Source organism: Pseudomonas aphyarum (assembly GCF_028657055.1).
Classification (GTDB): Bacteria; Pseudomonadota; Gammaproteobacteria; order Pseudomonadales; family Pseudomonadaceae; genus Aquipseudomonas; species Aquipseudomonas aphyarum.
In genome coordinates this window covers 267,739-291,643 of record NZ_JAMDGS010000002.1, presented here as the reverse complement: position 1 = coordinate 291,643, position 23,905 = coordinate 267,739, and the positions used below count along the sequence as shown (strand labels likewise).

The following is a 23,905-nucleotide window of genomic DNA, read 5'->3' as shown; positions in this document are numbered from 1 at the left end:
GGCATTTACCGTGAGCTCCGAAAGGGGAGGTCACGCATCATGGCTAATTCAGGCGGTGTTTCCGGAGTCTTCGCTCGGGGTCATCCGCGGCTGACTGCACTTTGTGAACTGGCCGTGAATATGGCTCGCGTGGCGAGTCAAAACTCTGCTTTGCGGCGTGATTCAGGCCTCATGTCACCTGCGCTTGTTACAGCTGCAAACTCCACCGTTACGTAGCAAAAGCCCCGTAGGACGGCCTCGCGTCCTGGTGAATTGCGTTGGTCAGGGCCGGTTTTTGACCGTGGTTCCGCTGTCCAGGCCGCTTTTGGCGGCGTTCGCGACTATAGCAGCAATGATTAAGTGCTTCAATTCCATAAAAAATTGTTATCATCGGCGCCATGACGACTACTGCCCCTTCGACTCCAGGCGTTCAACTGCTTGAGGTCTCGCCGGAATATGCCGGCCAACGAATCGACAATTTCCTCCTCGCCCGGCTCAAAGGCGTGCCCAAGACCTTGATTTACCGCATTTTGCGCAAAGGCGAAGTGCGTGTGAACAAAGGTCGGATCAAGCCCGAATACAAGCTGCAGGCCGGCGACATCGTGCGCGTGCCGCCCGTTCGCGTGCCCGAGCGCGACGAGCCGGTGCCTTTGGCCCAAGGCCTGTTGCAGCGCCTGGAAGCCTCGATTGTCTACGAAGACAAGGCCCTGATCGTGATCAACAAGCCCGCCGGCATTGCGGTTCACGGTGGCAGCGGCCTGAATTACGGCGTCATCGAAGCCTTTCGTCAGTTGCGCCCCGATGCCAAGGAACTCGAGCTGGTTCACCGTCTCGATCGCGACACCTCCGGCCTGCTGATGATCGCCAAGAAGCGCAGCATGTTGCGTCACTTGCATGCCGCGTTGCGCGGTGATGGTGTCGACAAGCGCTACATGGCGCTGGTTCGCGGCAACTGGGCGACCTCGATCAAGCAGGTCCGGGCGGCGCTCGGCAAGAGCAATCTGCGCTCCGGTGAGCGCATGGTCGAGGTCGATGAGGAGGAGGGCAAGGAGTCTGTGACCGTGTTCAAGGTCCTGCGTCGCTTTGGCGATTTTGCCACTCTGATCGAAGCCAAGCCGATCACCGGTCGTACGCACCAGATCCGCGTCCACACGTTGCACGCCGGGCACTGCATTGCCGGCGACACCAAATACGGCGATGACGGTTTCAGTAAGGAAATTCGTGATCTGGGCGGCAAGCGCCTGTTCCTGCACGCCTACATGCTGACCGTGCCGCTGCCCGATGGCGGTGAACTCAAGTTGCAGGCACCGGTCGATGAAATGTGGGCCAAGACTGTGGAGCGATTGAGTGCGCCCATCTGATTACAAGCTGCTGATTTTCGATTGGGATGGCACCCTGGCCGATTCCATTCATCGGATTGTCGAGGCAATGCACTCGGCGTCCGGGCGTTCAGGTTTCGAGTTGCGTGATGATTTTGCCGTCAAAGGCATCATCGGTCTGGGCTTGCCCGAGGCAATCCGTACGCTGTATCCCGAAATCAGCGATGCCGAAATGACCTTGTTCCGCGAGTATTACGCCGATCACTACATCGCTGCAGAAGCCGTGCCTTCGCCGTTGTTCGAAGGCGTAGTCGAGTCGATGGCGTCTTTTCGCGAGCAGGGCTATCACCTGGCTGTTGCGACCGGCAAGAATCGTCGCGGGCTGGATCGGGTGCTCAAGGCCAATGGCTGGGAAGATTATTTCGATATCACCCGCGCTGCCGATGAAACTGCAAGCAAACCGCACCCTCTGATGCTGGAGCAGATCCTTGCGCATTGCGGTGTGCGTGCCGAACAGGCGCTGATGGTCGGTGACTCGTCCTTCGATCTGCTGATGGCGCGCAATGCGGGGATGGATTCGGTGGCGGTCAGTTATGGCGCGCAATCGATCGAATCACTGCAGCAGTTCGAGCCGCGACTGTCGATCGACCATTTTTCCGAATTGCACGCCTGGCTGGGCAAGCAGGCTTAATACGTTTTTGCTGGGGTGGATGGCATGACCGACGAATGGAAAGCACCGGCCAAGGCAACTGCCGACGACGGTGATGCGAAAAGCTGGAAGCTGCTGGAAAAGACCCTGCTGGCCGGCGTGCAGGAACAGCGTCGGTCGCGACGCTGGGGCATCTTCTTCAAGTTGCTGACCTTTGTTTATCTGTTTGTTGCGCTGATCCTGTTCACGCCGTTGATGGACATGGAGAAGAGCGCTACGCGCAGCTCCAACTACACCGCGTTGATCGATGTCACCGGCATGATCGCCGACAAAGAGCCTGCCAGCGCCGACAATATCGTCGGCAGCCTGCGTGCAGCGTTCGAAGACAAGAAGGTCAAGGGCGTGATCCTGCGCATCAACAGCCCTGGCGGCAGTCCGGTGCAGTCGGGTTATGTGTATGACGAGATCAAGCGCCTGCGCGGCCTGCATCCCGATACCAAACTGTATGCGGTGATTTCCGATCTGGGTGCTTCCGGTGCCTATTACATCGCCAGTGCTGCTGATCAGATCTATGCCGACAAGGCCAGTCTGGTGGGTTCCATAGGTGTGACGGCGGCCGGTTACGGGTTTGTCGGCACCATGGAGAAGCTTGGCGTCGAGCGACGCACGTACACTTCTGGCGAGCACAAGGCGTTCCTCGATCCTTTCCAGCCGCAAAAGCCGGAAGAGACGGCGTTCTGGCAAAGTGTGCTGGATACCACGCACAAGCAGTTCATCAACAGCGTCAAGCAGGGGCGTGGCGATCGTCTGAAAGACAAGGATCATCCGGAGCTGTTCTCCGGGCTGGTCTGGTCTGGCGAACAGGCGCTGCCATTGGGGCTGATCGATGGTCTGGGCAATGCCAGTTCGGTGGCGCGTGATGTGATTGGCGAAAAGGAACTGGTGGACTTCACCGTTCAGGAATCGCCGTTCGACCGCTTCTCGAAGAAGCTCGGTGCCAGCGTTGCCGAGAAACTGGCAATGTGGATGGGTTTCAACGGCCCGTCGTTGCGCTGATCGAATGCTGCAAGAAAAACCGGCCTGAGGGCCGGTTTTTTGTGGGTCAGGGAATCTGTACGCCTTCGGCCAGCAGCATGTCGATCAGGCGAATCAGTGGCAGGCCGATCAGGCTGGTGGCGTCCGGGCCTTCGGTGGATTGAAACAGGCTCACGCCCAGCCCTTCGGCCTTGAAGCTGCCGGCGCAGTCGTAGGGCTGCTCGGCGTGCAGGTAGCGTTCGACGCGGGCCTGGTCCAGTACGCGCATGTGCACGGTGAAAGGCACGCAGTCGACCTGGCAGTGGCCCGTCTGGCTGTTGAGCAGGGCCAGGCCGGTGAGGAAGGTCACGCTGGCGCCGCTGGCGGCCATCAGTTGTTCGCGGGCGTTTTCGAAGGTGTGCGGCTTGCCGATGATGCGCTCGCCGAGTACCGCAACCTGATCGGAGCCGATGATCAAGTGAGCAGGGTGGCTGTCGGCCAGGACGCGGGCTTTCTGTTCGGCGAGGCGCTTGACCAGCTCGATTGCCGACTCGTCCGGGCGATGGCTTTCATCGATATCCGGCGAGCTGCAGACGAACGGCAGGCGCAGGCGGCTGAGCAATTCCCGACGATAGGTCGAGCTTGAAGCGAGTAATAAAGGCAGCATTCGCATCTCCAGAGGCAGGCGACAGATTCTAGCGGAGGCGCGCAAGTGACGGACAGGGCACAATTTCCTTTGACATGGGTGGGTGCATCCCTATAATGCTGCGCCTATGTTGAATGACCCGATTCCACCTCACGTTGACCCGCGCAAATTGGCTGACCGTGGCACCACCCTTCAAGGTGAACTGCTGCTGGCCGATTTGAAGAGACTCTGCGACCCGCTTTCCGACGATGTCGGTACGGTGCAGGCAAAATTCGTTTTTGAACGAGATGAACGTAAATCTGTGGTAATCCACAGCTTTATCGACACCGAAGTCAAAATGGTTTGCCAGCGTTGTCTTGAGCTGGTCACCCTGCCGATCCACAGCGAATGCAGTTACGCTGTAGTGAAGGAGGGTGCGAATACCCAGTCGTTGCCGAAAGGTTATGACGTGCTGGAACTGGGCGAAGATCCATTGGATCTGCAGTCACTGATCGAGGAGGAGCTTCTGCTCGCCTTGCCCATTGTGCCTGCTCATCATCCGGAAGAATGCCAGCAGCCGGCGGGAGCAGATGAGCCCGAACCGAGCGAGGACGAGGTAACGCGGTCCAACCCGTTCAGTGTATTGGCGCAGTTAAAGCGTGACCCAAACGTTTAGGAGTTAATCAATTATGGCTGTTCAGCAGAACAAAAAATCCCGCTCTGCCCGTGACATGCGCCGTTCGCACGACGCTCTCGAGGCTAGCACCCTGTCTGTAGAAAAAACCACTGGTGAAGTTCACCTGCGTCACCACGTATCGCCAGAAGGCGTATACCGTGGCCGTAAAGTGATCGACAAGGGCGCTGACGAGTAATCACTTGTCCGCTCAAGTCATCGCGATTGACGCAATGGGCGGGGACTTCGGTCCCCGCAGCATTGTTCAGGCCAGCCTTGCTTGCCTTTCTGCTACGCCCTCGCTGCACCTGACCCTCGTCGGTCAACCCTCCCTTCTTGAAGAACTGATCACCGGCCAATCGGCTGCCGATCGCGCGCGCCTGACGATTGTTCCCGCGTCCGAAGTCATCACCATGGACGAAAAACCTGCCCAGGCCCTGCGTGGCAAGCCGGACTCGTCGATGCGTGTCGCCCTCGAATTGCTGCGTGACGGCAAGGTTCAGGCCTGTGTCAGTGCCGGCAACACCGGTGCCTTGATGGCTCTGTCGCGATTTGTGCTCAAGACCCTGCCGGGGATTGATCGTCCCGCCATGGTCGCCGCGATTCCTACTCAGAAGGGCTACTGTCAGTTGCTCGATCTGGGCGCCAACGTCGATTGCAGCGCCGAGCATCTGTTGCAGTTCGCCGTGATGGGTTCCGTAGCGGCGCAAACCCTGGGCATTGCTCGCCCGCGTGTCGCGCTGCTAAATATCGGCACCGAAGACATCAAGGGCAATCAGCAGGTCAAGCTGGCTGCAACGCTGTTGCAGGCTGCCCGGGGCATCAATTACATCGGTTTCATCGAAGGCGACGGCTTGTATCGCGGCGAGGCGGACGTAGTGGTTTGCGACGGTTTCGTCGGCAATATCCTGCTCAAGTCCAGCGAAGGTCTGGCGACCATGATTGCCGCGCGCATCGAGGCCCTGTTCAAGAAAAACCTCGCCTCCCGCGCGGTCGGTGCACTGGCGCTGCCATTGATGAAGCGTCTGCAGGCTGATCTGGCGCCTGCGCGACACAATGGCGCAAGCTTCCTCGGATTGCAGGGCATTGTCGTGAAAAGTCACGGTTCGGCCGGGGTTCAGGGGTTTCAGAGTGCCATTCAGCGAGCGCTGATCGAGATTCAGGAGAATCTTCCCGAGCGCCTGCACGGCCGTCTGGAGGATTTGTTGTCTTAGGCGTTTTCGTCGGACAATGCTTAAATGTGACCGCCCGGTTCAAAGGGCCATCCAACTGTCAGTTTCTTGCGTCCCTCTAGCGGGATGCCATTTTTCCGACGACAAGATCATTAGGGGCTTGTTACATGTCTGCTTCCCTCGCATTCGTCTTTCCAGGACAGGGTTCGCAGTCCCTCGGCATGCTGGCCGAGCTGGGCGCGCAACATCCACTGATCCTCGAAACTTTCAAAGAAGCATCCGATGCTTTGGGCTATGACCTGTGGGCGCTGACCCAGCAGGGTCCGGAAGAGCTGCTCAATCAAACCGATAAAACCCAACCGGCCATTCTGACCGCTTCGATCGCCCTGTGGCGTCTGTGGCTGGCGGAAGGTGGTGCGCGTCCGGCCTTCGTTGCCGGGCACAGCCTGGGCGAATACAGCGCGCTGGTTGCTGCCGGCAGTCTGAGCCTGGCGGACGCGGTAAAGCTCGTCGAGCGCCGTGGCCAGTTGATGCAGGAAGCCGTTCCAGCCGGGCAGGGCGGCATGGCTGCCATCCTCGGTCTGGAAGATGCCGACGTTCTCGCTGCCTGTGCCGAAGCGGCCCAAGGCGAAGTGGTCAGCGCGGTGAACTTCAACTCCCCGGGCCAGGTGGTGATTGCCGGTGCCAAGGCTGCCGTTGAGCGCGCCATCGAAGGCTGCAAGGCCCGTGGCGCCAAGCGTGCCATGCCGCTGCCGGTCAGCGTGCCGTCGCACTGCGAGCTGATGCGTCCGGCTGCCGAGCGCTTCGCCGAGTCCATCGCTGCCATCGACTGGCAGGCACCGCAGATCCCTGTGGTGCAGAACGTCAGCGCCCAGGTGCCGGCGGATCTGGAAACCCTCAAGCGTGATCTGCTGGAGCAACTCTACAAGCCGGTACGCTGGGTCGAGTCCGTACAGACCCTGGCCGCCAAAGGCGCGACCAATCTGGTCGAGTGCGGCCCTGGCAAGGTGCTGGCCGGTCTGAACAAACGTTGCGCCGAAGGCGTTTCGACTTCCAACCTCAATACCCCAGACGCTTTCGCTGCTGCTCGCGCAGCGGCTGTCTGAATCAGGAGAAGCTTGCATGAGTCTGCAAGGTAAAGTTGCACTGGTCACCGGCGCAAGCCGTGGCATCGGCCAGGCTATCGCACTGGAACTGGGTCGTCAGGGCGCCATTGTTGTTGGCACCGCGACTTCCGCTTCGGGCGCCGAGCGTATTGCTGCGACCCTGAAGGAAAACGGCATTCAAGGCGCTGGTTTCGAACTGAATGTCACCAGCGACGAATCGGTTACCAAAGTGCTGGCGAGCATTCAGGAGCAGTTCGGTGCGCCGGTGGCGATTCTGGTCAACAATGCCGGCATCACCCGCGATAACCTGATGATGCGCATGAAAGACGACGAGTGGTACGACGTGATCGATACCAACCTGAACAGTCTGTATCGCCTGTCCAAGGGCGTTCTGCGCGGCATGACCAAGGCGCGTTGGGGCCGAATTATCAGTATTGGCTCGGTGGTGGGTGCCATGGGCAACGCTGGCCAAGTAAACTATGCAGCCGCCAAGGCCGGTCTGGAAGGTTTCAGCCGTGCCATGGCGCGTGAAGTCGGTTCGCGTTCGATTACGGTCAACTCGGTAACCCCAGGGTTCATCGACACCGATATGACTCGCGAGCTGCCTGAAGCACAGCGTGAAGCCTTGCAGACGCAGATTCCGCTGGGCCGTCTGGGACAAGCTCAAGAGATCGCGTCCGTGGTCGCTTTTCTTGCATCCGACGGTGCGGCATACGTGACCGGGGCTACAATCCCGGTTAACGGCGGGATGTACATGTAATTCAAATGTGACGGATTGCTTCAAAAAAATGTCATACGAGCTGTCTAAAATCCGTTATAAAGCTGCAATCTATTTATAGGCAGAGGGCCGCAGGGTTTGAGGAGTGAAGCTTTCAGTTGAAAAGCTGAAAAGTCTTTCTATACACTTACCCACTGGCCAGCTGCCTGAATTTGTCCATTAGGAGTGAAAACAAGGTATGAGCACCATCGAAGAGCGCGTCAAGAAAATCGTTGCCGAGCAACTGGGTGTTAAAGAAGAAGAAGTGGTCAACACCGCTTCCTTCGTAGAAGACCTGGGTGCCGACTCCCTTGACACCGTTGAGCTGGTGATGGCTCTGGAAGAGGAATTCGAGACCGAAATCCCTGACGAAGAAGCTGAGAAGATCACTACTGTACAAGCTGCAATCGACTACGTTACTAGCCACCAGGCGTAATAGTTTGTAATCGTTGCTTGCTGTCATGGAAAAACCGCACTGCCATCATGGCGTGCGGTTTTTTCTTTAGGCCTGATGCAAAGTCGTCATTTGAAAAAGGAGAGTGCTGTGTCGCGTAGACGCGTCGTAGTCACCGGTATGGGTATGTTGTCGCCACTGGGCACGGATGTGCCGAGCAGTTGGCAGGGCATTCTGGCTGGCCGCAGTGGCATTGGTCTGATCGAACACACCGACCTTTCTGCCTATTCCACCCGCTTTGGCGGCTCGGTAAAGGGCTTCAATGTCGAGGAATACCTGTCGGTCAAGGAAGCGCGCAAGCTCGACCTGTTCATTCAGTACGGTCTGGCGGCCGGCTTTCAAGCCGTACGCAATGCCGGTCTGGAAGTCACCGATGCCAACCGTGAACGCATTGGCGTGGCCATGGGTTCGGGTATCGGCGGTCTGACCAACATCGAAGAAACCAGCCGCACCCTGCACGAGACCGGCCCACGCCGGATATCTCCGTTCTTTGTGCCTGGCTCGATCATCAATATGATTTCCGGTTTCCTGTCCATCCACCTGGGTGCACAGGGGCCTAACTACGCCATCGCCACGGCGTGTACCACCGGTACGCATTGCATCGGCATGGCGGCGCGCAACATCATGTACGACGAAGCCGACGTGATGATTGCCGGCGGTGCCGAGATGGCCGCGTGCGGTCTGGGCATGGGCGGCTTCGGTGCTTCCCGTGCGCTGTCGACCCGCAACGACGAGCCGACCCGCGCCAGCCGTCCTTGGGACAAGGGCCGTGATGGCTTCGTGCTGTCCGACGGCGCCGGTGCCCTGGTGCTCGAAGAGCTCGAGCACGCCAAGGCCCGTGGCGCGACCATCTACGCCGAGCTGATCGGTTTCGGCACCAGTGGCGACGCCTTCCACATGACTTCGCCACCCGCCGACGGCGCCGGTGCTGCACGTTGCATCACCAATGCGCTGCGCGATGCGAAGATCAACGTCGATCAAGTGCAATACATCAACGCCCACGGCACTTCGACGCCGGCCGGCGACCTCGCTGAAGCCAACGCGATCAAGTCGGTGTTCGGTGAGCACGCCTACAAACTGGCGGTCAGCTCCACCAAGTCCATGACCGGTCACCTGCTGGGTGCGGCGGGCGCGGTCGAGGCGATCTTCAGCGTGCTGGCGATCAACAGCCAGGTGGCGCCGCCAACCATCAACCTCGATGAGTCGGACGAAGGCTGCGACCTCGATTTCGTGCCGCACACCGCGCGCAACATGGACATCGATGTCGTGCTGTCCAACTCGTTCGGGTTCGGCGGCACCAACGGCACGTTGGCGTTCCGTCGGTTCGCCGGCTGATGGACTGCTGGGTCGACGGTCTGCCGGCTGACGCTCTGTCGCTGAAAGATCGCGGCCTGGCTTACGGCGACGGTCTGTTCGAGACCATCGCCGTGCGAGGCGGTCAGCCGTTGCTGCTGGATCGGCATCTGACGCGTCTGGCCGACGGCTGTGCGCGTCTGGTCATCGCAGCCGACATCGAGCGGGTTCGCCATGAGCTGCAATCCTATGCCGCCGCGATGGGCGAGGGCGTGCTCAAACTCATCCTCACCCGTGGCGACGGATTGCGCGGTTATGCGCCGGATCCTTCGGCGCAGGGCCGACGCATTCTGCAAGGCAATCCTCCCGCCGCTTATCCAGCGGCCCACGCTGAGCAGGGCGTTCGCCTGTTTCCGTGCAGCACGCGCCTGTCCAGGCAGCCGTTGCTCGCCGGGCTCAAACACCTCAATCGACTGGAACAGGTCATTGCCCGCGCCGAATGGCAGGACAGTGAGCATGCCGAAGGTTTGATGCTCGATCAGGCCGGTCGGGTGATCGAAGGCGTGTTCAGCAACCTGTTCCTGGTGCGTGACGGTGTGCTGATTACGGCGGACCTGAAACGCTGCGGTGTGGCCGGCGTGATGCGCGCAGAAATATTGTTTCAGGCCGAGTCCCTGGGCATTCCCGTGCAAATCACCGACATCCCCCTCGAACAACTGCAATGGGCCGATGAAGTCTTTGTCTGCAACAGCGTGTATGGCGTCTGGCCGGTACGCGCCTGTGCTGCACTGAGCTGGCCGGTTGGCCCGCTCACCCGTAAACTGCAAACCATTGCCCGCGCGCTACTGGATGCCTGATTCGTGAGACGTAAACTTTTGCTGCTGCTGGAAACCGGACTGGTTCTGGCAGGGCTGCTGTTGGGCGCCAGCGCCTGGAAGATTCATTCGGCACTGGAACAGCCCCTGAACATCACGCAGGAAGAACTGCTGGATGTGCCAAAGGGATCCACCCCGACCCGTACTTTTCTCGGACTCGAAGCCGATGGCGTCATCAAGGACGCGTTCTGGCTGCGGGTCTATTGGCGTTTCAACCTTGCCGGCACGCCGATTCACAGCGGTGAATACCGCATGCAGCCGGGCATGACCGTCAACGGCCTGATTGACCTGTGGAAGCGCGGCGATGTGGTTCAGTACAGCCTGACCCTGGTCGAAGGCTGGAATTTCCATCAAGTGCGCGCCGCGCTGGCCAAAGATGAAAAGATCGAGCAGACCCTCAACGGCCTGAGCGACAGTGATGTGATGGCCAAAATCGGTCACAAGGGCCTGTTCCCTGAAGGCCGCTTCTTCCCCGACACCTACCGCTTCGTGCGCGGTGTGACCGATACCGAACTGTTGAAAAAGGCCTTCGACCGCCTCGACGAAGTGCTGGCCAAGGAGTGGGAAAAACGCTCCGCTGACGTGCCTTACACCGAGCCCTATCAGGCGCTGATCATGGCGTCGCTGGTGGAGAAGGAAACCGGCGTGCCTCAGGAGCGTGGCCAGATCGCCGGCGTCTTCGTGCGGCGCATGGCGCTGGGCATGCAGTTGCAGACCGATCCGACGGTGATCTACGGCCTGGGTGACCGCTATAACGGCAAACTGACCCGCGCCCACCTCAAGGAAGCCACGCCGTACAACACGTACATGATTCCCGGCCTGCCGCCGACGCCGATCGCCATGGTCGGACGTGAAGCCATTCACGCCGCACTCAACCCGGTGGATGGCACCAGCCTCTACTTTGTTGCCCGTGGCGATGGCAGTCACGTGTTCTCCGATGATCTGGACGCGCACAACAACGCGGTGCGCGAGTACCAGCTCAAGCGGCGCGCAGATTACCGCTCGAGCCCGGCGCCCGCGGCCGCGCCCGAGGCCGCTCCGGCAGCCGAGGAGGCGATTCCTGCCGCCTCACCCGATACCGCACCGGAGTCGTTGCCGCAGCCGCCTGCTCAAGAGCCTGCGCCGACGCCGGAACCGGAAGCCTCCGCTCCCCAAAACACGCAATGACTTTGATTAAGGACTGCCTGTGACTGGCTTGTTTATTACCCTGGAAGGCCCGGAAGGCGCCGGCAAAAGCACCAACCGCGAATACCTCGCCGAGCGCCTGCGCGCCGCCGGTATTGAAGTGGTGCTGACCCGCGAGCCCGGCGGTACGCCGCTGGCCGAGCGCATTCGTGAGGTGCTGCTGGCCCCGGTCGACGAAGTGATGAACCCGGACACCGAGCTACTGCTGGTGTTCGCCGCCCGAGCCCAGCATCTGGCTGAGGTCATTCGCCCGGCGCTGGCCCGTGGTGCGGTGGTGCTGTGTGATCGTTTCACCGATTCGACTTACGCCTATCAGGGTGGCGGTCGCGGCTTGTCCCTGGAGCGCATTGCGGCGCTGGAGACTTTCGTGCAGGGCGATTTGCGTCCCGACCTGACGCTGATTTTCGATCTGCCGGTGGAAATCGGCCTGGCCCGCGCCAGCGCCCGAGGTCGTCTGGATCGTTTCGAGCTGGAAGGCCGTGAGTTTTTCGAGGCCGTGCGCAGCGCGTTCCTCAAGCGCGCCGAAGCTGATCCGGCGCGTTACGTGCGGATCGATGCCGGCCAGCCGTTGGCCAAGGTTCAACAATCGCTGGATACCCTGATTCCGAACTTGCTGGAGCTGAGCCGTGGCTGAGGCCTATCCGTGGCAGGACAGCCTCTGGCAGCAACTGGCCGGTCGCACTCAGCACGCCCACGCGTATCTGCTGCACGGCCCGGCCGGGATCGGCAAGCGCGCGCTGGCCGAGCGGCTGATGGCCAGCCTGCTGTGCCAGCGTCCGACGCCTGAAGCCTGCGGCGAGTGCAAATCCTGCCTGCTGCTCAAGGCCGGCAGCCACCCGGACAATTACATCCTCGAACCCGAAGAAGCGGACAAGGCGATCAAGGTCGATCAGGTACGCGATCTGGTCGGTTTCGTGGTGCAGACCGCGCAACTGGGCGGGCGCAAGGTGGTGCTGATCGAGCCGGTGGAGTCGATGAACATCAACGCCGCCAACGCCTTGCTCAAGAGTCTGGAAGAGCCGTCCGGTGATACCGTGCTGTTGCTGGTCAGCCACCAGCCGAGCCGATTGTTGCCGACCATCAAGAGCCGTTGCGTGCAACAGGCCTGCCCGCTGCCGAGCGAGGCCATGAGCCTGCAATGGCTGGCTCAGGCATTGCCGGAATGCTCCGAAGAGGAGCGTGTCGAGTTGCTGACTCTGGCCGCTGGCTCGCCGTTGGCCGCTGTCACCTTGCAGGGGCAGGGCGTGCGTGAACAGCGGGCGCAAGTGGTCGAAGGCGTGAAGAAGCTGCTCAAGCAGCAGCAATCACCGACACAATTGGCCGAAGAGTGGAAAAACATTCCGATGCTGCGGCTGTTCGACTGGTTCTGCGACTGGTCGAGCCTGATCCTGCGCTATCAATTGACCCAGGACGAAGCAGGCCTCGGCCTGACCGACATGCGCAAGGTCGTGCAGTACCTGGCGCAGAAAAGTGCCCAGGCTAAAGTGCTGGATATTCAGGACTGGATCCTCGCCCAGCGCCAGAAAGTCCTGAGCAAGGCCAACCTCAATGCGGCGTTGCTGCTGGAAGCGTTGCTGGTGCAATGGGCGAGCTTGCCTGGCCAAAGATAAGAATGTGTACCTAGACTCTGAACATCAGCAGTGGAGGTCAACATGAATGAACCTGTCAGCCCGGGGCCGCGCAACGGCATCTTGTCCCTGACCATCAAGGACAAGTCGGTCCTTTACGCCGCCTACATGCCGTTCATCAAGAACGGTGGCCTGTTCATCCCGACCAACAAGAGCTACAAGTTGGGCGACGAGGTGTTCATGCTGCTGAACCTGATGGACGAGGCGGAGAAGATTCCGGTGGCCGGCAAAGTGGCCTGGATCACCCCCAAAGGCGCCCAGGGCAACCGCGCAGCCGGCGTCGGCGTGCAATTCAACGATGGCGACAACACCGCGCGCAGTCGCATCGAAACTCATCTGGCCGGAGCCCTGAAATCCGACCGTCCCACTCATACGATGTAAGTTGCAGTCCTTTTTATGCTCGTAGATTCCCATTGTCACCTTGATCGCCTCGACCTCGCCGTTCACGACGGTTCCCTGGATGCCGCGCTGGATGCGGCCCGTCAGCGCGGCGTCGGGCACTTCCTGTGCATCGGCGTCAGCGCCGACAACGCGGCCGACGTCAAAGCCCTGGCCGAGCGTTACGACGACGTCGATTGCTCGGTCGGCGTGCATCCGCTGGATGTGCAACCGGGCGCGGCGCCGGCGCTGGACTGGCTGCTGCACGAGCTCAATCACCCGAAAGTGGTGGCGATCGGCGAAACCGGTCTGGACTATCACTACGAGCCGGAAGCGGCGGAGCTGCAGCAGGAATCGTTCCGTCTGCACCTGCAAGCCGCACAGCAAACCGGCAAACCGGTGATCATCCACACCCGTGGCGCCCGCGCCGACACGCTCGAATTGCTGCGCGAAGCCGCGTTGCCCCAGGCCGGTGTGCTGCATTGCTTCACTGAAGACTGGGACATGGCCAAGGCGGCGCTGGACATGGGTTATTACATTTCCCTGTCGGGCATCGTCACCTTCCGCAATGCCGATGCGCTGCGCGATGTGGCGAGCAAGGTTCCGGCCGATCGCCTGCTGGTGGAAACCGATTCGCCTTACCTGGCGCCGATCCCGTATCGCGGCAAACCGAACCTGCCGCAATACGTGCGCGAAGTGGCAGAGTTTCTGGCGATGCTACGCGGCGAGAACTACGAGCGCTTTGCCGAGCAGACCACCGAGAACTTCAAGCGACTGTTTCCGCTGGCGAATGTAAAAGCCTGAATCGCAGGCAAAAAAAACCCGGGTTCTGGGGGGTGAATCCGGGTTAAGACCATTAGGAGTAAAACAAAGGCACGCGGTCCCTTGGTACCTTTACCGGCGCGACACTTGGGGGAGATGTCGCCCGACAGTTCAAGTATTGATCAGTCTGGCGCCGAGTCCAGTTGGCCGGCCCGGGTTTTTAAACAAATTTGGAATACGTTCGCTTCGGTTATGTTCTCATTCCCCCCGAAACGTTCGTGAAATGAACAAGAAACACAGATATGGTCGGATGATCCGTGCATTTTTGCGCAAGTTAGGCATAATACGCGGCTTCGAATTTTGACCCCTACAGACCTTTTCTTATGCACAAAGAACCTCGTAAGGTCCGTGAGTTTCGTCGCCGCGAGCAAGAAATTCTCGATACCGCGCTCAAGCTGTTCCTCGAACAAGGTGAAGACAGTGTCACCGTCGAGATGATTGCTGATGCCGTGGGTATCGGCAAAGGCACGATCTACAAGCACTTCAAGTCCAAGGCCGAAATCTATCTGCGCCTGATGCTCGATTACGAGCGCGACTTGAACGAGCTGTTGCACTCGGCCGATGTCGACAAGGACAAGGAAGCGCTGTCCCGTGCCTACTTTGAATTCCGCATGCGCGACCCGCAGCGCTATCGCCTGTTCGATCGCCTGGAAGAGAAGGTGGTCAAGGGCAATCAGGTGCCTGAGATGGTCGAGGAGCTGCACAAGATCCGTGCCTCGAACTTCGAACGCCTGACGTTGCTCATCAAGGGCCGCATCAGCGAAGGCAAGCTCGAAGACGTGCCGCCGTACTTCCACTACTGCGCATCCTGGGCGCTGGTGCACGGCGCGGTGGCGCTGTATCACTCGCCGTTCTGGAGCAATGTGCTGGAAGATCAGGAAGGTTTCTTCCAGTTCCTGATGGACATCGGCGTGCGTATGGGCAACAAGCGCAAGCGTGACCCTGAAACCCCAAGCAGCTGAATCATTCAGTCGCCTTATGCGCCGTGTTTTTCGCTACATGGCGCAGTACCGCAGGAATATACTCAGGCATAGGGCTTGCTAAAACTTGAATTGTGAGTCAAGTTTTAGCCGCTCGATTTTCCATCGCCGGAGTGCTCCATGATCGTTGACCGTCAAGGCAGGCGTTTTCGCAATTTGCGGATCAGTCTGACTTCAGCCTGCAATTACGCCTGTACCTACTGCGTGCCCAACGGCAAGCGGCTGGTGGCTGCGCAGGATGAACTGTCGGCCGAGGCCATGGCACGTGGCGTGGCTTATCTGATCGAAGCCGCCGGCATCGAGCGCCTGCGCATCACCGGCGGTGAGCCGCTGGTCAGTCCCAAACTCGAATCTTTCATGAGCGCCGTCGGCAAGATGGGCCTGGAAGACATCAGCCTGACCACCAACGGTCAGCTCCTGGCGAAAAAGCTCCCGTTGCTGGTCGATGCCGGCCTGCGACGCATCAACGTTTCACTCGATACCCTGGACGCCGGCGCGTTCCGCAGCATCGCCCGTGGCGGCGATCTGGCCACCGTGTTGGATGGCATGGATCAAGCGGCCGCGGCGGGGATGAAGATCAAGGTCAACATGGTACCGTTGCGCGGGCAGAACCTCGACCAGGTAATGCCGCTGCTCGATTACTGCCTTGAACGCGGCTTCGAACTGCGCTTCATCGAGCTGATGCGCATGGGCCACCTGGCCACTGATTCCAATGCCTTCCTGCAACAGTTCGTCAGCCTGCAACAGCTGCTGAGCCTGATCGGCGAACATTACGAGTACGCGCAAACCGACGCGCCGGTGGACGCCACGGCGGTTCGCTATGCGATTCCCGGTCTGGGCAACTTCGGCGTGATCGCCAACGAAAGCGTGCCGTTCTGCCGAACCTGCTCGCGCCTGCGCCTGTCGTCCACAGGATGGCTGCATGGCTGCCTGTCGTCGAGCAACCGCCACTACGTCGGTGACTTGCTCGACAAGCCGCGTCATGAGGCGCTGCCGGCGTTGCAGCGATTGCTGGTCAAGGCGCTGGGCGACAAGCAGGAAGTCGCGTTCTCCGGCGGCGCAACCGTCATGAAGATCATCGGCGGCTAAGCCCGGTTTAACCACAACGCCTTATTTCAAAGCGGATAACTGCACATTTCCAAGGACTGGCGCAAAAGCTGCATCCTACGGCCATTCGCCGGTTTTCCGTCACCGGCTTCTGGAGGATTAGGATGCGTAGCCTGGTTTTGCTGCTGGCCGTTTTGGCGCTGGGCGGCTGTATGACTGTCAGTGACATGGCCGAAGGGACTCGCTACCAGATGAGCGACGCGGGGCTGCTGGATCACAGCGACAGCCGTCGCGTAAACAATTTCCGCATTCAGCCGGATTCGTTCATCTACATCGCGCAAGGCTCGTTCGCGCCGCCGGGTGGTTCCTACCCGCGTCCCAACGTAGTCGCCGAAGAGGCCTTCAAAGGCTTCGTCGAATACTTCCCGATGGTCCGCCGCGCCCGTGCGCCGGAAGGCCTCGACCAGGCGATGGGCGAAGCCCGCGACGCCGGTGCCCACTACCTGCTGTACACCCGTTTTGCCAAGGCCGACGACCGCATCGGCAACTCCGATGAGTGGCTGGATCAGGAAGCCGTGGATCGCCTCGGTATCGACGGCGGTGTGATTCAGATCATGTTGATCGAGACCAGCACCCAGTATTTGATTGATACTGCACGGATCAAGAGTCGTGGCGGTTTACTGACGTTCCACGACAACAAGCCCGAAGACCTGATCGGCCCACCGCTTGCGCAGTACGCGCGCAGCCTGCTGGGCGTCGGGGACCAGTAATTCAAGGAGTACGCCATGAGTGGCCCGCAAAAAGCCAATGACCTGCTGGGGCAAATCCCCAAAACCAAAGGCTTGCCGCCGGTGCACTTGTGGAACCCGGATTTCTGCGGCGACATCGATATGCGCATCGCCCGCGACGGCACCTGGTACTACCTGGGCACGCCGATCGGGCGCAAGCCGATGGTCAAGCTGTTCTCCACCATCATCCGCCGCGATGGCGATGACTATTTCCTGATCACCCCGGTGGAGAAAGTCGGGATCAAGGTCGACGACGCGCCATTCGTGGCGATTGCCGTCGAGGTGGAAGGCGAGGGTGAGGCGCAAGTGCTGCGTTTCACCACCAACGTCGATGAAACCACTGAGGCCGGCGCGGAACATCCGATCCGCGTCGAGATTGATCCGACAACACAAGAACCCGCGCCCTACGTGCATGTGCGCACCAACCTCGAAGCGCTGATACACCGCAACGTGTTCTACCAATTGGTCGAGCTGGCAGTCAGCCGTGAAATCGATGGCCAGCGCTGGCTCGGTGTCTGGAGTGGCGGCGAGTTCTTCCGCATCGGCCTCGAACCTTGAAAAACCGCAGTCTGTGAAAGCAGGCTGCGGTTTTTTGTCGTTGACTCCCAATCGTATGATGATTAGCTTGGGCATCCACAGCGAACGGCTTCGGGGTGTCCATGTCGAGCAGTTTTCACGCATCAACGGTTGACTGGCTGGGCGCCTGGATTGCCGCCGGCCAGGTCAAACCGGGGCAGGCGATCAAGGTCGAGGCCGATCTGGGCGAGCAGCTCGGGGTCAGCCGCACCGTGATCCGCGAAGCCATCAAGACCCTCGTCGCCAAAGGCATGCTCGAAGTCGGGCCGAAAGTCGGCACGCGGGTGTTGCCGATCAAGCGCTGGAACCTGTTCGATCCGCAAGTCGTCGGCTGGTTGTCACGCAGCGGCCTGCCGGAAAACTTCGTCGATGACCTGCTCGACCTGCGCCGCACCATCGAACCGATGGCGGTGCGCTGGGCTTGCGAGCGGGCGACCGTCGAACAGGTGCAAGCCGTGCAGCAGGCCTACAACGCGCTTGAGCGGGCGGTCGACAGCGGCATTGATTACAACCGCGCCGACCAGTTTTTCCACGAATGCATTCTCGCCGCCAGCCACAATCAATTCATCGAGCAAATGGTGCCGGCCCTCGGCGCGCTGCTTGCCGTGTCCTTCGAAGTTTCTGCGGCCGATCCTGACGAATTGCGCCGCACATTGCCCATCCACAAAGACATGGCCGACGCCATCGCCGCCCGGGATGCCGCGCGCGGGGTGTGGGCCTGCATGACCCTGATCGACAATGCCGACCTGGCCATCAAGCGGTTCTACCCGCAGGTGATGGCCGACAAAAAAGCCAGCTGACAAAAACAACAAGACAGGAGGTTGCATGACGTGGACTGCGGTGACAGAGCATCGGGCGCAACTGGGCGAAGGCCCGTTCTGGGATGCGCCGACCCAGGCGCTGTACTGGGTGGACATCGCCGGCAAGCAGGCGCTGCGGCTGATCGGGCAGAACGTGCAGATCTGGCAGATGCCGGAACACGTCTCGGCGTTCATTCCCTGCGCCAGCGGCGACGCGCTGGTGACCCTGAGCAGCGGCGTCTACCGGCTCGATCTCGATTCCCCCGGACTTGAGCCGCGACTGACGCTGCTCTGCGTCGCCGATCCGCAACCGGGCAACCGCGCCAACGAGGCACGTTGCGATGGCCAGGGCCGCTTGTGGCTCGGCACCATGCAAAACAACATCGGCGAGCAGGGCGAGGATCTGCCGATCACGCGTCGGTCCGGCGGGCTGTTCCGGGTTGATCCGGATAAACGCGTCACGCCATTGCTGCGTGGCCTGGGCATTCCCAACACGCTGCTCTGGAGCGACGACGGCACCACGCTGCTGTTCGGCGACAGCCTCGACAGCACCTTGTATCGCTATTTCATTCACACCGACGGCAACCTTGACACCGCCCAGCCTTGGTACAGCGCCGATCAGCACGGCGGCCCGGACGGTTCGGCGATGGACGCCGATGGCTACGTGTGGAACGCCCGCTGGGACGGCAGCTGCCTGCTGCGTCTGACACCGGACGGCCAGGTCGACCGCAAGATCGATCTGCCGCTCAGCCGCCCGACCAGTTGCGTATTCGGCGGCGCAGACCTGAAAACCCTGTACATCACCAGCGCCAGAAGTCCGCTGAACCATCCGCTGGACGGCGCCGTGCTGTCGCTGCAGGTGGATGTCGCCGGAAAGCTCTGTACGCGATTCGCCGATTAAATCCCAAAATATGGGATGCAAAATTATATATTGAGATTATTCGGCGGTCGGGTTTATAGTCGGCTCCAGCAGTAACACGCACTCACACTTAAAAAGAACAAAACAGGTGAAGTGATGCAGCGAATTTCCATCGCACTCCACAGCGGAGTCAGCGCTTCGGGCCGTTTCGGTGCCGCGGCGTGCGCTCGCCTGTTTTGTTCCAGAAGCCTTCCAGACCGGACATCGTCAGATGCCCGGTTTTTTTATGCTTTCGAACAGGAGTCCTGATTCATGGCTGAACCTCTGTCCCTGCCACCAGTGCCCGAGCCACCGAAAGGTGAGCGCCTGAAAAACAAGGTCGTGCTGCTGACCGGCGCCGCTCAAGGCATCGGCGAAGCAATCGTCGCGACCTTCGCCTCGCAGCAGGCCAAACTGGTGATCAGCGATATCCAGGCTGAAAAGGTCGAGAAAGTCGCCGCGCACTGGCGCGAGCAGGGCGCCGATGTGCAGGCGATCAAGGCCGACGTCTCGCGTCAGCAGGATCTGCACGCGATGGCCAGACTGGCCATCGAGCTGCACGGTCGTATCGACGTGCTGGTCAACTGCGCCGGGGTCAACGTGTTCCGCGATCCGCTGGAAATGACCGAAGAAGACTGGAAACGCTGCTTCGCCATCGACCTCGACGGCGCCTGGTACGGCTGCAAAGCCGTGTTGCCGCAGATGATCGAGCAAGGCATCGGCAGCATCATCAACATTGCCTCGACCCATTCCACGAACATCATTCCCGGTTGTTTCCCGTACCCGGTGGCCAAGCACGGCTTGCTCGGGCTGACCCGCGCGCTGGGCATCGAGTACGCGCCGAAGGGCATTCGCGTCAACGCCATCGCCCCGGGCTACATCGAAACCCAGCTCAATGTCGATTACTGGAACGGCTTCGCCGACCCACACGCCGAACGTCAGCGCGCCTTCGATCTGCATCCACCGAAACGCATCGGTCAGCCGATTGAAGTGGCGATGACCGCCGTGTTCCTGGCCAGTGATGAAGCGCCGTTCATCAACGCCTCGTGCATCACCATCGATGGTGGTCGCTCGGTGATGTACCACGACTGAAAATCCGGATTTCAGGTGGCAAGGTCCGCCCAAAATTCAATCATCATACGATATGACTATTGTCGTCATGATTCGCGGGAAACGCTTCGACCGCTGTAACGCTTTTCAAATAACGCTCAAGAAAAATAACAAGGAGTCTGCTTATGAAACGTCGTTTCGGGATTCGTACCCTGTGCAGTACCGTGCTGGCGGTCACTGCGTTCAGCCTGAGCAGTTCGCTGCTGGCCGCCGATCCGGTGAAGATCGGTTTCCTGGTCAAGCAGGCCGAAGAGCCGTGGTTCCAGACTGAATGGGCCTTCGCCGAGAAAGCTGCCAAGGACAAAGGCTTCGAGCTGATCAAGATCGCCGTACCGGACGGCGAAAAAACCCTCTCGGCCATCGACAGCCTCGCGGCCAACGGCGCCAAGGGCTTCGTCATCTGCCCGCCGGACGTGTCCCTCGGCCCTGCGATCATGGCCAAGGCCAAACTCAATGACCTGAAAGTGATTGCCGTGGACGACCGTTTCGTCGACGCCAACGGCAAGTTCATGGAAGAGGTGCCGTATCTCGGCATGGCCGCGTTCGAAGTCGGCCAGAAGCAGGGCGCCGCCATGGCCGCCGAGGCGAAAAAGCGTAACTGGGACTGGAAAGACACCTACGCGGTGGTCAACACCTACAACGAACTCGACACCGGCAAGAAGCGCACCGACGGCTCGATGAAGGCCCTCGAAGACGCCGGCATGCCGAAAGAACACATTCTGACCGCCGCCCTGAAAACCCTCGACGTGCCGGGCAGCATGGACGCCACCAACTCGGCGCTGGTCAAGCTGCCGGGCGCGGCGAAGAACCTGATCATCGGCGGCATGAACGACAACACCGTGCTCGGCGGCGTGCGCGCCACCGAAGCCGCCGGGTTTGCCGCGGCCAACGTGATCGGCATCGGCATCAACGGCACCGACGCGATCGGCGAGTTGAAAAAGCCCAACAGCGGCTTCTACGGTTCGATGCTGCCGAGCCCGCACATCGAGGGCTACAACACCGCGAGCATGATGTACGAGTGGGTCACCACCGGCAAAGAACCGCCGAAGTACACCGCGATGGACGACGTCACCCTGATCACCCGCGACAACTTCAAGCAGGAGCTGGAGAAGATCGGCCTGTGGAACTGACGGCAGCGGCGGCCCGGGCAGCCGGGCCGCTTGAACGGTGTGATGAGGTGGCTTAAATGCACGCGCAAGTACAGACACAAGAACACAGCGCCAGCGGCAGCCTGCGTTTCAACGGGATCGGCAAGACCTTCCCGGGCGTGAAGGCGCTGGACGGCATCAGTTTCGTCGCTCACCCCGGGCAGGTTCACGCCTTGATGGGCGAGAACGGCGCCGGCAAATCGACCCTGCTGAAAATCCTCGGCGGCGCCTACATTCCGAGCAGCGGCGAGCTGCAGATCGGCGAGCGGACGATGGCCTTCAAGTCCACCGCCGACAGCATCGGCAGCGGCGTGGCGGTGATTCACCAGGAGCTGCATCTGGTGCCGGAAATGACCGTGGCCGAGAACCTGTTTCTCGGTCACCTGCCGGCCAGTTTCGGCCTGATCAATCGCGGCGCGCTGCGCCAGCAAGCCTTGGCCTGCCTCAAAGGCCTGGCCGATGAAATCGACCCGCAGACCAAGGTCGGACGCCTGTCCCTCGGTCAGCGGCAACTGGTGGAAATCGCCAAGGCGTTGTCCCGTGGCGCCCATGTGATTGCCTTTGACGAACCGACCAGCAGCCTCTCGGCGCGGGAAATCGACCGCTTGATGGCGATCATCGGCCGACTGCGCGACGAAGGCAAAGTCGTGCTTTACGTCTCCCATCGCATGGAAGAAGTGTTCCGCATCTGCGACGCGGTGACGGTGTTCAAGGACGGCCGCTACGTGCGCACGTTCGACGACATGAGCCAGTTGACCCACGATCAACTGGTGACCTGCATGGTCGGGCGCGACATTCAGGACATCTACGATTATCGCGGTCGCCCGCGCGGTGCCGTGGCGCTGAGAGTCGTTGGATTGCTCGGCCCGGGCCTGCGCGAGCCGATCAGTTTCGATGCGCACAAAGGCGAGATTCTGGGCCTGTTCGGACTGGTCGGGGCAGGGCGCACCGAGCTGTTCCGGCTGCTCAGCGGCCTTGAGCGCAATACCGCCGGACGCCTGGAATTGCGCGGTCATGAACTGAAGCTGCGCTCGCCACGTGATGCAATCGCCGCCGGGATTCTGCTGTGCCCGGAAGATCGCAAGAAGGAAGGCATCATCCCGCTCGCCAGTGTCGCCGAGAACATCAACATCAGTGCGCGTGGCGCGAACTCCGGCCTCGGTTGCCTGCTGCGCGGGATCTGGGAAAAGGGCAACGCCGATAAGCAGATCAAGGCCCTGAAAGTGAAGACGCCCCACGCCGGGCAACAGATCAAGTTCCTGTCCGGTGGCAATCAGCAGAAGGCGATTCTCGGCCGCTGGCTGTCGATGCCGATGAAAGTCCTGCTACTCGACGAGCCGACCCGGGGCATCGACATCGGCGCCAAGGCCGAGATCTACCAGATCATCCATAACCTGGCCGCCGACGGTATTTCGGTGATCGTGGTGTCCAGCGATCTGATGGAAGTGATGGGTATTTCCGACCGCATTCTGGTGCTGTGCGAGGGCGCCCTGCGTGGCGAAGTCAGCCGCGACCAGGCCAACGAATCCAACCTGCTGCAACTGGCTTTGCCGCGCCACCGCGCTGACGGCGTGGCGAACTGAGAGGTGACTATGATGACAACCCAAAACGAAACCCTGCCGACCGAGCGCAAACCTCTGGATATGCGGCGCTTCCTCGATGACTGGGTGATGCTGCTGGCGGCGGTGGGCATTTTTGTCGCCTGCACCTTGCTGATCGACAACTTCCTCTCGCCGCTGAACATGCGTGGCCTGGGCCTGGCGATTTCCACCACCGGGATCGCCGCGTGCACCATGTTGTATTGCCTGGCGTCGGGGCATTTCGACCTGTCGGTGGGTTCGGTGATTGCCTGCGCCGGGGTGGTGGCGGCGGTGGTGATGCGCGACACCAACAGCGTGTTTCTCGGCGTCAGTGCGGCGCTGGTGATGGGCCTGATCGTCGGTTTGATCAACGGCATCGTGATCGCCAAATTGCGGGTCAATGCGCTGATCACGACACTGGCGACCATGCAGATCGTCCGTGGTCTGGCCTACATTTTTGCCAACGGCAAAGCGGTGGGCGTATCGCAGGAATCGTTCTTCGTGTTCGGCAACGGTCAGTTGTTCGGCGTGCCGGTGCCGATCCTGATCACCATCGTCTGCTTCCTGTTTTTCGGCTGGTTGCTGAACTACACGACCTACGGGCGCAACACCATGGCCATCGGCGGCAACCAGGAAGCGGCGTTGCTGGCCGGGGTAAACGTTGATCGCACGAAGATCATCATCTTCGCGGTGCATGGGGTGATTGGTGCGCTGGCGGGGGTGATTCTGGCGTCGCGGATGACTTCGGGTCAGCCGATGATCGGGCAGGGCTTTGAGCTGACAGTGATTTCGGCTTGCGTGCTGGGCGGGGTGTCGCTGAGTGGCGGGATCGGGATGATTCGGCATGTGATTGCCGGGGTGCTGATTCTGGCGATTATCGAGAATGCGATGAACCTGAAGAATATCGACACGTTTTATCAGTATGTGATTCGTGGGTCGATTCTGCTGCTGGCTGTGGTTATCGACCGTCTGAAACAGCGCTGAGATTAAAAGCTCCCTCACCCCAGCCCTCTCCCGGAGGGAGAGGGAGCCGATTGGGGGATGCTTCA

Annotated in this window: 27 protein-coding genes; 26 read left to right on the top strand and 1 reads right to left on the bottom strand. The window is 60.4% G+C overall.

Annotated elements, in window-relative coordinates:
• The first annotated feature begins 377 nt into the window (after window positions 1-377).
• Genes rluC through sppA form a run of 3 tightly spaced genes read left to right on the top strand, consistent with a single transcriptional unit; the run spans window position 378 to window position 3,003 of the window.
• Complete coding sequence (rluC, locus tag M5G18_RS03010; RefSeq protein ID WP_007950779.1) at window positions 378-1,340, top strand: 23S rRNA pseudouridine(955/2504/2580) synthase RluC; 963 nt, start codon at window positions 378-380, stop codon at window positions 1,338-1,340.
• Complete coding sequence (locus M5G18_RS03005) at window positions 1,327-1,989, top strand: HAD-IA family hydrolase (RefSeq protein WP_134021312.1); 663 nt, start codon at window positions 1,327-1,329, stop codon at window positions 1,987-1,989. Before rluC ends, M5G18_RS03005 begins: the two co-directional genes overlap by 14 nt.
• A 24-nt stretch (window positions 1,990-2,013) precedes the next feature.
• Window positions 2,014-3,003, top strand: coding sequence for a signal peptide peptidase SppA (gene sppA, locus M5G18_RS03000; protein ID WP_262161323.1), 990 nt, complete (start codon window positions 2,014-2,016; stop codon window positions 3,001-3,003).
• A 46-nt stretch (window positions 3,004-3,049) separates the two neighbouring features.
• On the opposite strand, the gene M5G18_RS02995 is transcribed toward sppA, so the two are convergent.
• On the bottom strand, window positions 3,050-3,628 hold the full coding sequence (locus tag M5G18_RS02995; protein WP_273898564.1) for a Maf family protein: 579 nt from the start codon (window positions 3,626-3,628) through the stop codon (window positions 3,050-3,052).
• Between the two features lie 106 nt (window positions 3,629-3,734).
• Here M5G18_RS02995 and M5G18_RS02990 point away from each other — a divergent pair, with 106 nt between their 5' ends.
• The 23 genes from M5G18_RS02990 (at window position 3,735) to araH (ending at window position 23,840) form a co-directional block, all read left to right on the top strand.
• Window positions 3,735-4,262: a YceD family protein gene (locus M5G18_RS02990; RefSeq protein WP_003204262.1), complete on the top strand. Its 528-nt coding sequence runs from the start codon at window positions 3,735-3,737 to the stop codon at window positions 4,260-4,262.
• 13 nt (window positions 4,263-4,275) lie between these two features.
• Complete coding sequence (rpmF, locus tag M5G18_RS02985) at window positions 4,276-4,458, top strand: 50S ribosomal protein L32 (protein WP_003179396.1); 183 nt, start codon at window positions 4,276-4,278, stop codon at window positions 4,456-4,458.
• 4 nt (window positions 4,459-4,462) lie between these two features.
• Window positions 4,463-5,473 (top strand): phosphate acyltransferase PlsX, encoded by a 1,011-nt coding sequence (plsX, locus tag M5G18_RS02980; RefSeq protein WP_074688106.1) that lies wholly within the window; start codon window positions 4,463-4,465, stop codon window positions 5,471-5,473.
• 125 nt (window positions 5,474-5,598) lie between these two features.
• Window positions 5,599-6,537: an ACP S-malonyltransferase gene (gene fabD, locus M5G18_RS02975; protein WP_007950787.1), complete on the top strand. Its 939-nt coding sequence runs from the start codon at window positions 5,599-5,601 to the stop codon at window positions 6,535-6,537.
• A 16-nt stretch (window positions 6,538-6,553) separates the two neighbouring features.
• Window positions 6,554-7,297, top strand: a complete 744-nt coding sequence (fabG, locus tag M5G18_RS02970) for a 3-oxoacyl-ACP reductase FabG (protein ID WP_007950790.1) — start codon at window positions 6,554-6,556, stop codon at window positions 7,295-7,297.
• 196 nt (window positions 7,298-7,493) lie between these two features.
• Complete coding sequence (gene acpP, locus M5G18_RS02965) at window positions 7,494-7,730, top strand: acyl carrier protein (RefSeq protein WP_003175607.1); 237 nt, start codon at window positions 7,494-7,496, stop codon at window positions 7,728-7,730.
• Between the two features lie 108 nt (window positions 7,731-7,838).
• Entirely contained in the window at window positions 7,839-9,083 is a 1,245-nt protein-coding gene (gene fabF, locus M5G18_RS02960) for a beta-ketoacyl-ACP synthase II (protein WP_273898563.1), read from the top strand.
• Window positions 9,083-9,898 carry an aminodeoxychorismate lyase gene (gene pabC, locus M5G18_RS02955; RefSeq protein WP_273898562.1) on the top strand — a complete coding sequence of 272 codons (816 nt, stop codon included), beginning with the start codon at window positions 9,083-9,085 and terminating at the stop codon, window positions 9,896-9,898. Before fabF ends, pabC begins: the two co-directional genes overlap by 1 nt.
• Before the next feature lie 3 nt (window positions 9,899-9,901).
• Window positions 9,902-11,083: an endolytic transglycosylase MltG gene (mltG, locus tag M5G18_RS02950; protein WP_273898561.1), complete on the top strand. Its 1,182-nt coding sequence runs from the start codon at window positions 9,902-9,904 to the stop codon at window positions 11,081-11,083.
• Between the two features lie 19 nt (window positions 11,084-11,102).
• A complete protein-coding gene (gene tmk, locus M5G18_RS02945; protein ID WP_007950797.1) occupies window positions 11,103-11,735 on the top strand; it encodes a dTMP kinase in 633 nt (210 codons plus the stop codon).
• On the top strand, window positions 11,728-12,711 hold the full coding sequence (locus tag M5G18_RS02940; protein ID WP_273898560.1) for a DNA polymerase III subunit delta': 984 nt from the start codon (window positions 11,728-11,730) through the stop codon (window positions 12,709-12,711). Before tmk ends, M5G18_RS02940 begins: the two co-directional genes overlap by 8 nt.
• A gap of 42 nt (window positions 12,712-12,753) precedes the next feature.
• The gene (locus M5G18_RS02935) at window positions 12,754-13,110 is read left to right on the top strand and encodes a PilZ domain-containing protein (protein WP_007950801.1); all 357 of its coding nucleotides are present in this window, start codon (window positions 12,754-12,756) and stop codon (window positions 13,108-13,110) included.
• A gap of 15 nt (window positions 13,111-13,125) precedes the next feature.
• On the top strand, window positions 13,126-13,911 hold the full coding sequence (locus M5G18_RS02930; RefSeq protein WP_064383477.1) for a TatD family hydrolase: 786 nt from the start codon (window positions 13,126-13,128) through the stop codon (window positions 13,909-13,911).
• 341 nt (window positions 13,912-14,252) lie between these two features.
• Entirely contained in the window at window positions 14,253-14,891 is a 639-nt protein-coding gene (locus M5G18_RS02925) for a TetR/AcrR family transcriptional regulator (RefSeq protein ID WP_007950805.1), read from the top strand.
• Window positions 14,892-15,029: 138 nt separating this feature from the next.
• A complete protein-coding gene (locus M5G18_RS02920; RefSeq protein WP_096820964.1) occupies window positions 15,030-15,998 on the top strand; it encodes a GTP 3',8-cyclase MoaA in 969 nt (322 codons plus the stop codon).
• Between the two features lie 122 nt (window positions 15,999-16,120).
• Window positions 16,121-16,726 (top strand): DUF4823 domain-containing protein, encoded by a 606-nt coding sequence (locus M5G18_RS02915; protein ID WP_007950810.1) that lies wholly within the window; start codon window positions 16,121-16,123, stop codon window positions 16,724-16,726.
• Window positions 16,727-16,741: 15 nt separating this feature from the next.
• A complete protein-coding gene (locus M5G18_RS02910) occupies window positions 16,742-17,302 on the top strand; it encodes a DUF1285 domain-containing protein (RefSeq protein ID WP_221533156.1) in 561 nt (186 codons plus the stop codon).
• 101 nt (window positions 17,303-17,403) lie between these two features.
• Window positions 17,404-18,120 carry a FadR/GntR family transcriptional regulator gene (locus M5G18_RS02905; RefSeq protein ID WP_007950814.1) on the top strand — a complete coding sequence of 239 codons (717 nt, stop codon included), beginning with the start codon at window positions 17,404-17,406 and terminating at the stop codon, window positions 18,118-18,120.
• A 25-nt stretch (window positions 18,121-18,145) separates the two neighbouring features.
• Window positions 18,146-19,021, top strand: a complete 876-nt coding sequence (locus M5G18_RS02900) for an SMP-30/gluconolactonase/LRE family protein (RefSeq protein ID WP_273898557.1) — start codon at window positions 18,146-18,148, stop codon at window positions 19,019-19,021.
• A 270-nt stretch (window positions 19,022-19,291) separates the two neighbouring features.
• The gene (locus M5G18_RS02895) at window positions 19,292-20,110 is read left to right on the top strand and encodes an SDR family oxidoreductase (RefSeq protein ID WP_273898556.1); all 819 of its coding nucleotides are present in this window, start codon (window positions 19,292-19,294) and stop codon (window positions 20,108-20,110) included.
• A gap of 143 nt (window positions 20,111-20,253) precedes the next feature.
• Window positions 20,254-21,258: a substrate-binding domain-containing protein gene (locus M5G18_RS02890; RefSeq protein WP_273898554.1), complete on the top strand. Its 1,005-nt coding sequence runs from the start codon at window positions 20,254-20,256 to the stop codon at window positions 21,256-21,258.
• Between the two features lie 56 nt (window positions 21,259-21,314).
• The gene (araG, locus tag M5G18_RS02885; RefSeq protein ID WP_273898552.1) at window positions 21,315-22,859 is read left to right on the top strand and encodes an L-arabinose ABC transporter ATP-binding protein AraG; all 1,545 of its coding nucleotides are present in this window, start codon (window positions 21,315-21,317) and stop codon (window positions 22,857-22,859) included.
• A gap of 12 nt (window positions 22,860-22,871) precedes the next feature.
• A complete protein-coding gene (gene araH / locus M5G18_RS02880; protein ID WP_011335422.1) occupies window positions 22,872-23,840 on the top strand; it encodes an L-arabinose ABC transporter permease AraH in 969 nt (322 codons plus the stop codon).
• Window positions 23,841-23,905: the final 65 nt, after the last annotated feature.